This window comes from Citricoccus sp. NPDC079358, assembly GCF_040702545.1.
Classification (GTDB): domain Bacteria; phylum Actinomycetota; class Actinomycetes; order Actinomycetales; family Micrococcaceae; genus Citricoccus.
On sequence record NZ_JBFBLI010000002.1, the window covers coordinates 389,498 to 403,279 of the forward strand.

General features: G+C 69.1%; 16 protein-coding genes. 8 read left to right on the plus strand and 8 right to left on the minus strand.

Going from position 1 to position 13,782, the window contains the following annotated elements:
* The gene (gene fabG / locus AB0333_RS04155; RefSeq protein WP_366217459.1) at window positions 1–762 is read right to left on the minus strand and encodes a 3-oxoacyl-[acyl-carrier-protein] reductase; all 762 of its coding nucleotides are present in this window, start codon (window positions 760–762) and stop codon (window positions 1–3) included.
* A gap of 156 nt (window positions 763–918) precedes the next feature.
* Between fabG and AB0333_RS04160 the strand changes: the two genes are divergently transcribed.
* From AB0333_RS04160 to AB0333_RS04170, 3 genes are read left to right on the plus strand one after another with little or no spacing between them, the layout of a single operon-like run.
* Window positions 919–1,359: a DUF3099 domain-containing protein gene (locus AB0333_RS04160; RefSeq protein ID WP_366217460.1), complete on the plus strand. Its 441-nt coding sequence runs from the start codon at window positions 919–921 to the stop codon at window positions 1,357–1,359.
* Window positions 1,356–1,691, plus strand: coding sequence for a hypothetical protein (locus tag AB0333_RS04165; protein WP_366217461.1), 336 nt, complete (start codon window positions 1,356–1,358; stop codon window positions 1,689–1,691). The genes AB0333_RS04160 and AB0333_RS04165 overlap by 4 nt, the downstream gene beginning before the upstream one ends.
* Window positions 1,688–2,695: an SURF1 family protein gene (locus AB0333_RS04170; protein WP_366217462.1), complete on the plus strand. Its 1,008-nt coding sequence runs from the start codon at window positions 1,688–1,690 to the stop codon at window positions 2,693–2,695. Before AB0333_RS04165 ends, AB0333_RS04170 begins: the two co-directional genes overlap by 4 nt.
* Window positions 2,696–2,729: 34 nt before the next feature.
* Here AB0333_RS04170 and AB0333_RS04175 read toward each other — a convergent pair whose 3' ends face one another.
* A complete protein-coding gene (locus AB0333_RS04175) occupies window positions 2,730–4,328 on the minus strand; it encodes an ABC-F family ATP-binding cassette domain-containing protein (protein WP_366217463.1) in 1,599 nt (532 codons plus the stop codon).
* A 152-nt stretch (window positions 4,329–4,480) separates the two neighbouring features.
* On the opposite strand from AB0333_RS04175, the gene AB0333_RS04180 reads away from it, so the two are divergent.
* From AB0333_RS04180 to AB0333_RS04190, 3 genes are read left to right on the plus strand one after another with little or no spacing between them, the layout of a single operon-like run.
* Window positions 4,481–5,137, plus strand: coding sequence for a biotin transporter BioY (locus AB0333_RS04180; protein WP_366217464.1), 657 nt, complete (start codon window positions 4,481–4,483; stop codon window positions 5,135–5,137).
* A gap of 5 nt (window positions 5,138–5,142) precedes the next feature.
* Window positions 5,143–6,024: an ABC transporter ATP-binding protein gene (locus AB0333_RS04185; RefSeq protein ID WP_366217465.1), complete on the plus strand. Its 882-nt coding sequence runs from the start codon at window positions 5,143–5,145 to the stop codon at window positions 6,022–6,024.
* Window positions 6,021–6,683 carry an energy-coupling factor transporter transmembrane protein EcfT gene (locus tag AB0333_RS04190; protein WP_366217466.1) on the plus strand — a complete coding sequence of 221 codons (663 nt, stop codon included), beginning with the start codon at window positions 6,021–6,023 and terminating at the stop codon, window positions 6,681–6,683. The genes AB0333_RS04185 and AB0333_RS04190 overlap by 4 nt, the downstream gene beginning before the upstream one ends.
* Window positions 6,684–6,756: 73 nt before the next feature.
* Here the strand turns inward: AB0333_RS04190 and AB0333_RS04195 are convergent, their stop codons facing one another.
* The 6 genes from AB0333_RS04195 to AB0333_RS04220 all read right to left on the minus strand — a co-directional run bounded on the left by AB0333_RS04195 (window position 6,757) and on the right by AB0333_RS04220 (window position 11,898).
* Window positions 6,757–7,083, minus strand: coding sequence for a metal-sulfur cluster assembly factor (locus AB0333_RS04195; protein WP_313815356.1), 327 nt, complete (start codon window positions 7,081–7,083; stop codon window positions 6,757–6,759).
* 9 nt (window positions 7,084–7,092) lie between these two features.
* Window positions 7,093–7,857, minus strand: a complete 765-nt coding sequence (gene sufC, locus AB0333_RS04200) for a Fe-S cluster assembly ATPase SufC (protein WP_366217467.1) — start codon at window positions 7,855–7,857, stop codon at window positions 7,093–7,095.
* A gap of 54 nt (window positions 7,858–7,911) precedes the next feature.
* A complete protein-coding gene (locus AB0333_RS04205) occupies window positions 7,912–8,256 on the minus strand; it encodes a non-heme iron oxygenase ferredoxin subunit (protein WP_366217468.1) in 345 nt (114 codons plus the stop codon).
* Window positions 8,256–9,488, minus strand: coding sequence for a Fe-S cluster assembly protein SufD (gene sufD, locus AB0333_RS04210; RefSeq protein WP_366217576.1), 1,233 nt, complete (start codon window positions 9,486–9,488; stop codon window positions 8,256–8,258). Before sufD ends, AB0333_RS04205 begins: the two co-directional genes overlap by 1 nt.
* Window positions 9,489–9,574: 86 nt before the next feature.
* Window positions 9,575–11,035, minus strand: coding sequence for a Fe-S cluster assembly protein SufB (gene sufB / locus AB0333_RS04215; protein ID WP_366217469.1), 1,461 nt, complete (start codon window positions 11,033–11,035; stop codon window positions 9,575–9,577).
* A gap of 122 nt (window positions 11,036–11,157) precedes the next feature.
* The gene (locus AB0333_RS04220; RefSeq protein ID WP_366217470.1) at window positions 11,158–11,898 is read right to left on the minus strand and encodes an ArsR family transcriptional regulator; all 741 of its coding nucleotides are present in this window, start codon (window positions 11,896–11,898) and stop codon (window positions 11,158–11,160) included.
* Between the two features lie 122 nt (window positions 11,899–12,020).
* Between AB0333_RS04220 and AB0333_RS04225 the strand changes: the two genes are divergently transcribed.
* Together AB0333_RS04225 and AB0333_RS04230 are read left to right on the plus strand one after the other, a co-directional pair.
* On the plus strand, window positions 12,021–12,962 hold the full coding sequence (locus tag AB0333_RS04225; protein ID WP_366217471.1) for an ABC transporter ATP-binding protein: 942 nt from the start codon (window positions 12,021–12,023) through the stop codon (window positions 12,960–12,962).
* 47 nt (window positions 12,963–13,009) lie between these two features.
* The gene (locus AB0333_RS04230) at window positions 13,010–13,777 is read left to right on the plus strand and encodes an ABC transporter permease (protein WP_366217577.1); all 768 of its coding nucleotides are present in this window, start codon (window positions 13,010–13,012) and stop codon (window positions 13,775–13,777) included.
* The last annotated feature ends 5 nt before the right edge of the window (window positions 13,778–13,782 follow it).

Below are 13,782 nucleotides of genomic sequence, written 5' to 3' on the forward strand. Positions count from 1 at the left end.
TCAGTGTCCCATCCCGAGTCCGCCGTCCACGGGGATGACGGCCCCCGAGATGTACGAGGCCTCGTCCGAGGCGAGCCAGCGCACCACGTTGGCCACCTCGGCGGGCTCGGCGAAGCGGCCGGCGGGGATCTGGGACCGGTACTGCTTCTGCAGGTCCTCCGCCAGGGACTGGGTCATCTCGGTGTCGATGTAGCCGGGGGCCACCACGTTGGCCGTGATGTTGCGGGAGCCGAGTTCGCGCGTCAGGGAGCGGGCCATGCCGACCAGCCCGGCCTTGGACGAGGCGTAATTGATCTGGCCCGGGGACCCCATGAGGCCGACCACCGAGGAGATCAGCACCACGCGGCCCTTCTTCTTCCGGATCATGCCCTTCGACGCCCGCTTGAGGACGCGGAAGGAGCCGGTGAGGTTGGTGTCGATGACGGCGGAGAAGTCCTCCTCGCTCATGCGCAACAGCAGCTGGTCCTGGGTGATCCCGGCATTGGCGACCAGGACCTCGACGGGGCCGTGCGCCTCCTCGACCTCGGTGAAGGCCCGGTCCACGGACTCGGCATCCGTGACATCGGCCTGTACGGCGAACAGGCCGTCCGGGGCCTCGCCGGAGCGGGAGGTGACGGCGACCTTGTCCCCGTTGGCCCGGAATGCCTGGGCGATCGCGAGACCGATGCCCCGGTTGCCGCCAGTGACGAGCACGCTGCGGCCGGCAGCTGGGGAATCCGGGGAATCAGGCGTGCGGGTGGAAACGGTGCTGGCCTCGGCCATCGGGGTCCTCCTGGGACTGGTCTGTGGTGCGATCCCTGCGGTATGTCAGATCACTTCTCCGGTCCTCCACTCTAGGGCGAGAAGTGGGACAATGGACGGAACCGAAACCGTGCTGGACGGTCGCCGTACCAGCACACAGCCTTGCAGGAGTGCCTCATGTCCACCCGTCACGTCCACACCGGCCCGCAGGCCGGACACCAGGGCCGTGACGACGACGTCCAGCGGATCACGAGCGCCCCGGAGGCCGGACACGTGGACCGGGACGCCCGCTTCGTCCGCTATGCGTGGCAGATGGGCATCCGGACGGCCTGTTTCGTCGGGGCCTTCTTCACCACCGGCTGGGTACAGATCGTGCTCTTCATCGCGGCCATCGTGTTGCCCTACATCGCTGTGATGCTGGCCAACAACGGGGCCGTGTCCAACGGTCAGGTGCTGGACGCGGTTCCTCCGGCCCCTGCGGGTACCCCGCAACTCGGCACCCGGCTCGAGCTGACCTCCGGACCCGAGACCCTGCTGGGTGAGACGGTGGACGGCGGTCCGAGACCGGGAGACCACCCGCATGAGACGAACCATGATCACGACGACAGGGCCGCATGAGCCACGATGACCTCCTCGGTGCCCTGGACGGCACCAATCCTCCAGTGCCTCCGGCGCCCGCACCCGGCGGCCGGCCGTCGTCGGGAAGCGGTGCGCGCAGCGCCACTGCGGCGGACCGGCACGTCTGCTCCCGCAAGGGCTGCGGGCACCCGGCGGCCTGGCGTCTGGAATGGAACAATCCCCGGATCCACACCCCCGAACGGCGCAAGACCTGGCTGGCCTGCGAGGACCATCGGGACTGGCTGGCCGACTACCTGCAGTCCCGCGGACTGCTGAAGGACGTCCTGCCCCTGGCACCGACCGGTACTGATACCCGCGAGAAGGATTCATGACCCAGACGAGCAACGACCGCGTCACCAGCGCCGGCGCAGATCAGCGTGTCCGGAATGCCGGACGATACGAGTCTTCCGAGAGCCACCGCCAGTCCGATCCCGGCCGTCCGGGACAGAAGCGTGCCCGGCTCGACTTCCGCTTCCTGCTCTCCCCCCAGTGGCTCGGCGGGCTGGCGTTCTGCGCCATCTTCTCCGTAGCCTGCGCCCTGCTCGGCCAGTGGCAGATGGACCGCCGCATGGAGGCCGTCACCGAGATCAACAAGGTCCTGGAGAACTACGACGACGCCCCCGTCCCGCTGGCCGGCAACGAGGACCTCTTCTCGGCGTTCGAGGCCCCCCGCGAATGGACCCCGGTGGAGATGACCGGCGAGTACCTGGTTGAGGACACCCAGATCGTCCGCAACCGGCCGAAGGCCGGCAAGCCCGGGTACGAGGTCATCGTCCCGTTCCAGGCGGACACCGGGGACATCGTCGCGGTCAACCGCGGTTGGCTGCCCATCGGCAACACCGCCGGCTGGCCCGACGTCGTCCCCGCTCCCCCCGAGGGCGAGGCCACCGTGGTGGTCCGCACCAAGCCCGGCGAGCCCACCCTCGAGCGGGACGCCCCGGAGGGTCAGCTGGCCTCGATCGACCTGGTCGCCCTGGAGGAGGCCGTCGGCTACCCGATCGCGGACACCGCCTATGGCGAGATGGTCGAGGAGGACCCCGCTCCGGCGAGCCGCCCCCAGACCCTGGTGCCGCCCACCCTGGATGAGGGGCCGCACCTGTCCTACTCGCTCCAGTGGTTCCTCTTCGGCCTGATGAGCTTCATCGTGTGGGGCTACATGGGCCGGCAGCGTGCCCTGAACGACCGCGATGACCGGGAACTCGGGTTGACCGAGGAACAGGGCTACCTGTCCGCCTACCGGGCCCCGAAGCGCAAGCCGGTCCGGCGCCGCAACGGTCGGCCCACCGATGAGGAGGCCGAGGACGCCCTGCTGGATGAGGCGGAGGCCCGCCGGTAGGCCCCACCCGAGGGGCCTACCGGCACCCGTGCGCTCAGGCCAGGGTGATGAGGTCCTGGTAGGTGCTGTTCCAGTGGTCCTCCACGCCGTCCGGCAGGAGCACCACGCGCTCCGGGTCAAGGGCCTCCACAGCACCCTCATCGTGCGTCACCAGCACCACGGCACCCTCGTAGGTGCGCAGGGCGTTGAGGATCTCCTGGCGTGAGGCCGGGTCCAGGTTGTTGGTCGGCTCGTCCAGCAGCAGGACGTTGGCGCTGGAGGCCACGAGGGTGGCCAGGGCCAACCGGGTCTTCTCACCGCCGGAGAGCACGCCGGCCGGCTTGGCCACATCGTCGCCCTGGAACAGGAACGAGCCGAGGACGTTGCGCACCTCGGTGTCCGCCAGGTCCGGCGCGGCGGTCCTCATGTTCTCCAGCACGGACCGGCTGGTGTCCAGCGTCTCGTGCTCCTGGGCGTAGTAGCCGAGCTTGAGCCCATGCCCGGCGATGACCTCGCCGGTGTCCGGCTGGTCCACCCCGGCGAGCATCCGCAGCAGGGTGGTCTTGCCGGCGCCGTTGAAGCCGAGGATGACCACGCGGGAGCCCCGGTCGATCGCCAGGTCCACCCCGGAGAAGATCTCCAGGGAGCCATAGGACTTGGACAGGTCCTGAGCCATGAGCGGCGTCTTGCCGCACTTGGCCGGCTCCGGGAAACGGATCGCGGCCACCTTGTCGGCTGCCCGCTCCCCCTCCAGGCCCTTCATCATGCGCTCGGCCCGCTTGATCATGCTCTGGGCGGCCACCGCCTTGGTCGCCTTGGCGCGCATCTTGTTGGCCTGCTCCATCAGGTGCGTGGCCTTCTTCTCCGCGTTGGAGTACTCGCGCTTGCGCCGGGCCTGGTCCTGCTCGCGCTGCAGCAAGTAGTTCTTCCAGCCCATGTTGTACGTGTCGATCACCTGGCGGTTCGCATCCAGGTACAGCACCTTGTTGACGGTCATCTCCATGAGGTCCACGTCGTGGCTGATCACGATGAATCCGCCCGGGTACGCCTTGAGGAAGTCCCGCAGCCACACGATCGAGTCGTGGTCGAGGTGGTTGGTGGGCTCATCCAGCAGCAGGATGTCCGCATCCGAGAACAGGATCCGCGCCAGCTCCACGCGACGCCGCTGACCACCGGACAGGGTGTGCAGGGGCTGGTCGAGGATCCGGTCCGGCAGGCCGAGGTTCGCACAGATCGTGGCGGCCTCCGACTCCGCGGCGTACCCGCCCGACGTCGTGAATTCCGCCTCCAGCCGGCCGTAGCGGTTCATGGCCTTCTCGCGGATCGCATCATCCGCATTCGCCATGTCGTCCTCCGCCTGGCGCATGCGGCGGATGATCTGGTCCAGTGACCGTGCCGAGAGGATGCGGTCTCGCGCCGTCTGGTCCATATCGTCGACCTTGGGGTCCTGGGGCAGGTAGCCGACCGTGCCGCGGCGGGTCACATCCCCGCCGGAGGGCAGGCCGCCGCCGGCCAGGACCTTCGTCAGGGTGGTCTTGCCAGCGCCGTTGCGCCCGACCAGGCCGACCTTGTCCCCCTTGTCCACCTTGAAGGTGACCCCGTCCATGAGCAGCCGGGCCCCCACGCGAAGTTCGAGGTCTGTGACGGCAAGCACGGGAGGGACTCCTTGAGGTGAATAGACTGTCCGGCAGGGCTGGCGGAACCCGCCAAGTCTACCGTCGCCGTCCAAACCGGGATGCCCGCCAGTCCGTGCCCCTGTCCGCACAGCCTTCCCACTGCCGTCCCGCCGCTTCTGAGGAGTCCACCGTGAGCCAGACCATTCCCGTTGCCGGCCGCAAGCCGCTGGCGGTTCCCGCCCAGGTGGCCCTCGCCGGCGTCTTCGCCGCTCTGATCGCCGTCTGCGCCATGCTGCCCCCGATTCCCGTGGGCGGATTCGGCGTGCCGATCACGCTGCAGACCTTCGCCGTCATGCTGACCGGGCTCATCCTGGGTGCGCGGCTCGGCTTCCTCTCCGTGGCCTTGTACGTGGTGGTGGGTCTGGTGGGCCTGCCGGTGCTCTCCGGCTTCAACGCCGGCTTCGGTGTGCTCGCCGGCCCCTCCGGCGGCTACCTGCTGGCGTTCCCCTTCGCGGCCGCCCTGACCGGTGCCCTCTCGACCCTCGTCCTGAAACGGGGTCAGGCCGCCGCCGCCCACCGTGCCGCGCGAGGCGCTGATGCAGCCGCCGGACGGATCGGCTTCGGCTGGTGGGCCCTCGTCTGGCTCTCGGCCATGGTGGGATCCTTCGTGTTCATCCACCCCCTGGGCATCGGCGGGATGATGCTCGCCCTCGACCTGGACCTGCCGACCGCCCTGGCAGCGGACATGGTGTTCTGGCCCGGTGACGTCATCAAGAACCTGCTCGCCACCGCCGTGGCCGCCACGGTGATCCGGGCCTTCCCGGCCTTGGCCCTCCGGCGGTTCTGAGCGGCGTGGAGTCCACCATCACACCGCACCGCGACAGCCCCATCCATGGCCGACCCGCCAGCGCGCGCAGCGGGGCAACAGCCTCGGGCCTGGAGCTGCGCGCCGCCGTGGTGGACGTCCCCGGGGCCGCGCCGGGACCCGGTCAGTCGGCCGGTTCGGAGGCCGGCACCGTCCGCGTCCTGGGCCCGGTGGACCTGGTGGCCTCTGAACCCACGGTCGCGGTGATCGGGGCGAACGGCTCGGGCAAGTCGACCCTGATCCGCCTGCTCAACGGCCTGGTCCTGCCCGCTGCGGGCAGCGTGCGCGTGCATGGTCTGGACGCGGCCGGGGACACCGCGGCACTCCGCGCGCAGACGGGGTTCGTCTTCACCGATCCCCTCGTCCAGCTGGTGATGCCCACCGCCGGCGAGGACATCGAGCTCTCGCTGCGGCGCACGCACCGCCGCCGCCCGGAACGACGGGCGGCCTCCGAGCGGCTGTTGCGGGACCACGGCCTCGACGGCCTGGGACACCGCAGCATCTACGACCTCTCCGGAGGGCAGCGCCAACGCCTGGCCCTGGCCTCCGTGCTGGCCACGGACCCCGTGCTGCTCGTCGCTGATGAGCCCACCACGCTGCTGGACCTGGACTGGACCCTTGAGGTCCAGGACCTCTTGCTCTCACTGCCGGGGACCGGCCGGTGTGAGCAGGTCGTGTACACCACCCATGACCTCGACTTCGCCGCCCAGGCGAACCGGTGCCTTGTCATTGCCGACGGGCACATCGTCCACGACGCCACCGGCCCGGACGCCGTTCAGTGGTACCGCACGGACGTCCTGGCCCGCCGAGGCCGCAGGGGCGGCCGGGATACGGAGAGTGGACGCGACACGGAGACGGGTCGACTGTGAACCTGCTGGACTACCGGCCCGGGTCCACCGCGGTGCACCGCTGCCCACTGTGGGCCAAGTACGCGGTGCTGCTGGCCCTCTCGGCCGTCCTCGTCTTCTGGCGCCAGCCGCTGGTGGTCGGCATCACCGTGGCGCTGGTCCTCGTCCTCTACCTGACGGCCTCGCTCCCCCGTGAGTTCCTCACGCCGTGGCGCCGCGGCTGGCCCCTGCTGCTGTTCGCCGGGATCGCCCGCTTCGTCTCCGCGATCTGGGGCCCGACGTCGGTCCCGCCCCTGGAGGCGCTCGGTCCGGCGCTCGTGGTGGTCACCGCGGTGTTCGGTGCCCTGGCCGCGGCACGGTTGCTGGTGATCACCACCCCGGGCACGGAACTGCTGGACGGGCTGGAGCGGTTCTTCGGCGTCCTGCGCCCGGTCGGCGTCCACCCCGAGGCAGCGGCCCTGGCGGTCAACGTGATGATCCGGTCCATCCCCTGGGTGGGCGGCGCGGTCCGTCGCAACGCCGAGGCTCTGGCCTCGCGCGGGCTGCGGCGTGGACCGGTCCGGCTCATGGGACCGGTGCTGGTGGCGACCGTGGGGCACGCCCGTGCCACGGGTGAGGCCCTGGCTGCTCGCGGGCTGCCCGGGGACCGCGGCGAGACAAGAGAATCCCAGCCATCCTGACGTTTCCCGGTCATAATTCTCGGGAAAGTTCAGGATGACCGGGATTCTCCGATGCATCGGCTCAGACGTCGGATCAGATGTTGAAGCCCAGGGCCCGCATCTGCTCACGGCCGTCGTCCGTGATCTTCTCCGGGCCCCACGGCGGCATCCAGACCCAGTTCAGGCGCCACTCGTCCACCATGGTGCCGATCTCGTTGCTGATCTGCTCCTCGATCATGTCCGTCAAGGGGCATGCCGCGGTGGTCAGGGTCATGTCCAGGATCAGGGCGCCGTCCTCGGCGTAGTGCATGCCGTACAGCAGGCCGAGGTCCACGATGTTCACGCCCAGCTCGGGGTCCATGACCTCGTGCAGGGCCTCCCTGATGTCATCCAGTTCGGTCTGGGGTGCTTCAGTGGTCATGGGTGCTCCTCAGGCTCCGGTTGCAGCGGTCTCGAAGCGCTCGTAGCCCTCGGCCTCGAGACGGTCGGCCAGTTCCGCGCCGCCGGACTCGGCGACCTTGCCGTCCACGAAGACGTGGACGAACTGCGGCTTGATGTACTGCAGGATCCGGGTGTAGTGGGTGATCAGCAGGGTGCCCATGGCTCCGGTGTCCTGGGCGCGGTTGACGCCCTCGGAGACCACGCGCAGGGCGTCGACGTCGAGGCCGGAGTCGGTCTCGTCCAACACGGCGAACTTGGGCTTGAACAGTTCAAGCTGGAGGATCTCCACGCGCTTCTTCTCGCCGCCGGAGAAGCCCTCGTTGACGTTGCGGGCCGCGAAGGACGGGTCGATCTTCAGGCTTTCCATGGCGGCCTTGACGTCCTTGGTCCAGTGACGCAGGGACGGCGCCTCGCCGTCGATGGCGGTCTTGGCGGTGCGCAGGAAGTTGGTCATGGTGACACCCGGGATCTCGACCGGGTACTGCATGGCCAGAAACAGGCCGGCGCGGGCCCGCTCGTCCACGGACATCTCAAGGACGTTCTCGCCGTCCAGGGTGATGCTGCCGGAGGTGACCTCATACCGGGGGTGGCCGGCGATGGTCGAGGCGAGGGTGGACTTGCCCGAGCCGTTGGGGCCCATGATGGCGTGGGTCTCACCGGTGTTGATGGTCAGGCTGACGCCCTTGAGGATCTCCTTGGGACCGTTCTCGGTCTCGATGGAGACGTGCAGGTCCTTGATTTCCAGGGTAGACATTCGTGTTCTCCTTGCGGGTTCCGCCGGTGGGGCGGGAAGTTCTGGTGTGACTGGTTACGAGTTCAGTGAGGCGCTGTTCAGCACGGTGGCGGTGTCGACCCACACGGAGTCGTCCTCCACGGCCAGCGCGTAGACGGCGACCGGCGCGGTCGCGGGCAGCACGTTCGGCGCGCCGGTGACCAGGTCGAAGGCGGAGCCGTGGCCGATGCACTCCAAGGCGCACCCCTCGACGAATCCGTCCGAGAGGGAGACCTCCTCGTGCGAGCAGATGTCATTGATCGCGTGGAGTGAGCCGTCGGAGGCCCGGACCACGGCGACGTCGATGCCGTCCACCGTGAACCGCTTGGCCTCCTCCGCGCCGATCTCCGCGACGGCGCACACGCGCTGACCGACCGCCATCAGAGGCTGGCCACCTGCAGCTCGGACTCCATCTGGGCGATGAGGGTCTCCTCGACGTCGGCGATTCCGATCTTCTGGATGATCTCGTAGAGGAAGCCGCGGACGATGAGCTCGCGGGCATCCTTCTCCTCGATGCCCCGCGCCATCAGGTAGAACAGCTGCTCGTCGTCGAACTGGGCCGTGGAGGAAGCGTGACCGGCGCCGTCGATCAGGCCCGTTTCGATCTCCAGGTTCGGGACCGAGTCCACGCGGGTGCCCTCCGAGAGGACCAGGTTCTGGTTCTTCTCGTAGCTGTCGGTGCCCTCAGCCTCCTTGCGGATCAGGACATCGCCCACCCAGACGGTGTGCGCGTCCTGGCCCTGCAGGGCGCCCTTGTACAGGACGTTGGACGTGCAGTTCGCCACGGCGTGGTCCACGAACAGGCGCTGCTCCAGGTGCTGGCCGGCGTCCGCGAAGTAGAGGCCGAACATCTCGGTCTCGCCGCCCTGACCGGCCAACCGCGAGGTCGGGGTCAGGCGGACCAGGGAACCGCCGTAGGACACGGCCACGTGCTTGAACGAGGCGTCCTTGCCGATCCTGGCCTGCTGGGCGGAGACGTGCACCGTACCGTCGTCCCAGGACTGCAGGGAGGTGATGTTCAGGCCGGCCCCTTCCTGCACGTCGAACTCGATGTTCTGCGCGACCACGGCCGAGCCGCGGTGCTGGAGCACGACGTCGGCGCGCGAGTTGGGCGCGGCGACCACCAGCAGGTGCTGGGCGGCTGGGACCGTGCCGGTCCCGGTGATGTCGATCCGCACCGGGGCGGTGGCCTCGACATCGGCGCCGATGGTCACGACGGTGGCCTGCTCGAAAGAGGCCCAGGCCGCAGCCGAGACACGGTCGTCCGGCGTGAGGACGGAGCCCAGCCGGGCATCGTCCCGGCCGACGGTCTCCACCGTGACGCCGTCCAGCTCGGTGACCGAGACGGCGGGCGCCGCACCGGTCAGACGGGCGTCGTCGCCGTCGGGCAGGTGCAGGCCGGCCAGGCGGTTCAGGGGCGTGAAGCGCCAATCCTCCTCGCGGCCCGTGAGGGCCGGGAAGTCCGCCAGCTCGAAGCTGGAGAGGCGGTCCGCACGGGAGGACCCGGGCTTGACCGGGCGCTTCTGAGAACCAGACGGCACGCTGTGCGTGGCGTGGCCGGCGTCGGACTCCGCGGCCACGGTGGCGGAGAGCTTCTCGCCCTCCTCCCCCATGCCGGGGATGACGGGCACACCGGCGCCATCGGCGTCGATTTCCTCCGGGGAGGCGTTGTCAGTGGTGTTGACGGTCTGTGACACGCTCAGCCTACCGATCCTTCCATCTGCAATTCGATCAGCTTGTTCAGTTCCAGGGCGTACTCCATGGGCAGCTCACGCGCGATGGGCTCGATGAACCCGCGCACGATCATCGCCATGGCCTCGGTCTCGGACATGCCGCGGCTCATCAGGTAGAAGAGCTGCTCCTCGGAGACGCGCGAGACCGTGGCCTCGTGGCCGAGGGTGGCGTCATCCTCGCGGATGTCGATGTACGGGTAGGTGTCCGAGCGGGAGATCGTGTCCACCAGCAGCGCGTCACAGACCACGGAGTTCGCCGCGTTCTTGGCACCCTCCATGACCTGGACGAGTCCGCGGTAGGCGGCGCGGCCGCCGGAGCGGGCCACGGACTTGGAGACGATCGAGCTGGACGTGTTCGGAGCCAGGTGCACCATCTTGGACCCGGTGTCCTGGTGCTGATCCGCGCCGGCGAAGGCGATGGACAAGGTCTCGCCCTTGGCGTGCTCACCGGTGAGGTACACGGCCGGGTACTTCTGGGTGACCTTCGAACCGATGTTGCCGTCGATCCACTCCATCGTGGCGCCCTCTTCGGCCACCGCGCGCTTGGTGACCAGGTTGTACACGTTGGTGGACCAGTTCTGGATGGTGGTGTAGCGAACGCGGGCGTTCTTCTTCACCACGATCTCGACGACGGCCGAGTGCAGGGAGTCCGAGTTGTAGATCGGCGCGGTGCAGCCCTCGATGTAGTGGACATAGGAGTCCTCGTCCGCGATGATCAGGGTCCGCTCGAACTGGCCCATGTTTTCGGTGTTGATGCGGAAGTAGGCCTGCAGTGGGATCTCCACGTGGACGCCCTTGGGGACGTAGACGAAGGAGCCGCCGGACCAGGCTGCGGTGTTCAGCGCGGCGAACTTATTGTCCCCCACCGGGATGATGGAGCCGAAGTACTCCTTGAAGATCTCCGGGTACTCCTTCAGGCCCGTGTCCGTGTCCAGGAAGATGACGCCCTGCTCCTCCAGGTCCTCGCGGATCTGGTGGTAGACGACCTCGGACTCGTACTGGGCGGCCACACCGGAGACCAGGCGCTCACGCTCGGCCTCGGGGATGCCGAGGCGCTCGTAGGTGTTGCGGATGTCCTCCGGCAGGTCCTCCCAGGACTTCGCCTGGCCTTCCGTGGAGCGGACGAAGTACTTGATGTTGTCGAAGTCGATGCCGGAGAGGTCGGCGCCCCAGGTCGGCATGGGCTTGCGGTCGAAGTACTTAAGGCCCTTCAGGCGCAGGTTGAGCATCCATTCGGGCTCGTCCTTCTTCGCCGAGATATCCCGGACGACGTCCTCGTTGATGCCGCGGCGGGCATTGGCGCCCGCGTCGTTCTGGTCCGACCAGCCGAACTGGTAGGCGCCAATGGCATTGAGTTCGGGGTTCTTCTCCAGTACCTCGGAGATCACGCCCGGATCGGCGTTCTCCTTGATGATCTGATCGGTCATCGCTGCCTCTCTGGTGATCGAGCTGATGGTCTGTTGGGTCTGATGTCACGTGGGGTGAATCTGTGGGGTCCGGCGGGGCTGGGGTCCGTCTGCTGCCGCTTCAGGGCCGGCTCAGGGGGGACTCACGGCTCCGTCGGATCGGTCTGGTCCGCGTCCCGGCCCAGCGGCACGTGGGTGGTGCAGACGTGGCCGCCGGTGGGCAGGGTGGACAGCCGGCGTACGTCTACGCCGAGCAGGCGGGCGAAGAGCTCCGTCTCCTCCTCGCAGAACTGCGGGAAATCCGCTGCCAAGTCCTGGAGTGGGCAGTGGCCCTGACAGATCTGCGCCGCCTTCAAGGTGGTGCGGCCTCCGGCATTGGCGGCCAGGCCCACGGTGCGCACGCTGGCGGCAAAGCCCTCCTCGTCCAGCACCCGGGCCAGGGCGGCGGTCCGGTCCTTGAGGTTCGACGCGGTGCCGATGGCCTCCCGATAGCGGTCCTCGACGGCGGCGAAGCGATCCCGGGCCACGGAGCGGACGGCGTCCGCCCCTCCGACCTGGTTCAATCGATGGAGGGCCTGCGCGGCGACCTCGAGGTAGTCGTTGCCGAGTCGGGACTGTCCAACGCGGCTGACCACATACCGGCGTGACGGACGGCCGGCGCCTCGATTGCCGGAGACGAGCTTGACCTCGACGGCGCCCTCCTCGGACAGCACGTCCAGATGACGACGCACGGCGGCCGCGGTCAAGCCCAGCAACTCGCCCACGCGGGCGGCACTGACCGGGCCCTGGGTCAGGACAACCTGCAGCACCCGGTCCCGGGTGCTCTCGCGCTGTCCGTCGACCGGGCCCGCGGCGGGTACGTCAAGCTGACTGGTGGAATACACAACCCTTAGTTTACCTAATTAACGCCACCATGAAAGTAAGGCGTGCCTTGCCCGAGGGTGGTGTTGGCCACGGTAGTTCTACGGGTCGTAGAACTACCGGCCCACGCGGGTACCATGGATGGGTGCCATCCTCACCCTCAGTCCTGGTGTCCCTTGAGGGACTGCAGAAGACCGTCCGAAGCCGCCGGGGAGATCTCCACATCCTCAAGGGCGTGGACTTCCGAGCCCGCAGTGGAGAGGTGACCGCCCTGCTCGGCCCCAACGGCGCCGGCAAGACCACCACCCTGACCATCGCGCAGGGGCTCGACCGTCCCGACTCCGGCACCGTCCGCCTGCTCGGCGAGGACCCCTGGCACGCCGGGGCCGCCCTGCGCAGCCAGGTCGGCGTCATGCTCCAAGACGGAGGGCTGCCCCCGTCCGCCACCCCGGCACGGCTGCTGCGCCATATCTGCTCGCTGTACCGGGAGCCGGCCGACATGACCGCCCTCACCGAGCGCCTGGGCATCGACGAGTTCTCCGACCGGGACATCCGCCGCCTGTCCGGCGGCCAGAAACAGCGGGTGGCGCTGGCCGCCGCCCTCGCGGGCCGCCCGCGCGTCGTGTTCCTGGACGAGCCCAGCGCCGGCCTGGACCCCGTCTCCCGCCAACTGGTGTTCGATCTCATCCTGGAGCTGAAGCAGGCCGGGCTCGCCGTGGTGCTGACCACCCATCTGCTCGACGACGCCGAGCGGCTGGCCGATCACGTGGTGCTCCTGCGGGAGGGCGCCGTCGAACGGTCCGGGTCAGTCGCCGAACTCACCGACCGCACGGGCCCGACCCCGGTGCACTTCTCCGTCCCCCAGCCACTGGGCGCCGACGCGCTGGCCGCCTTTCCGTCCGGCCTCCACCTGGTGCCGGAGGGTCCCAGCGCGCCGGCCGACTGCACGTTCCGCGTCGAGGGGCTGACCACCCCCGACGCCTGGGCGGACCTGGCCGGCTGGTGGCGCGATTACCGCATCATGCCCACCGACGTTCGCCTGCTGCACCGCTCCCTTGAAGAGGTCTTCCTGGAGGTCGCCCCGTGAGCAGTCCCGTGAACACCCCTCACAGCACCTTCAGCACCGCCGCGGCCGTGTCCCCGCAGGGCGGTCCCTCGCGGTTCGGCAACGCCAGCTCCCTGGCCCGCCGGGTCGTGGCGCAGGGACGCTATGAGTCCGTCACCGCCATCCGCAACGGCGAGCAGCTGTTGATCTCCCTCGTCCTGCCCCTCATGGCCCTGTTCGCGGTGGTCTGGTCCGGACTGATGGACAGCGCCGGCGTCCGCGGGGTGGACGTGGCCGTACCGGGCGTGCTCGCCCTCGCCGTGCTCAGCTCGGCCTTCACCGGCCAGGGCATCGCCACCGGGTTCGACCGCCGCTACGGCGTGCTGGCCTACCTGTCCACGACTCCGCTCGGTCCGGCCGGGCTCATCCTCGGCAAGGCCTGCGCCGTCCTGGCGGTCCTGTTGCTCCAGGTCGTGGTGATCGGCGGGATCGGTCTCGCGCTGGGCTGGCAGCCCGTCTGGGCCGGGGTGCCGTGGGCCGTCCTCTTCCTCATCCTCGGGGCGGCCTCCTTCACCGCCCTCGGGCTCCTCATCGCGGGCACCGCGCGGCCAGAGGCCACGCTGGCCCTCACCAATCTCCTGTGGGTGCTGCTGGGCGCCGTGGGCGGGGCCGTCTTCCCGATCCCCGCCATCAGCTGGTTCTCCGGCATCGCCTCCTTCCTGCCCTCGGCCGCGCTGGGCGACGGGCTCCGGTCCGCCTTCGGCACCGGAACGCCCGACGTCGGCGCCCTCCTCGTCCTGGCGGGCTGGGGCATCCTGGCCACGGTCGGCGCATTGAAGTGGTTCAAATGGCGCTGAGTGTT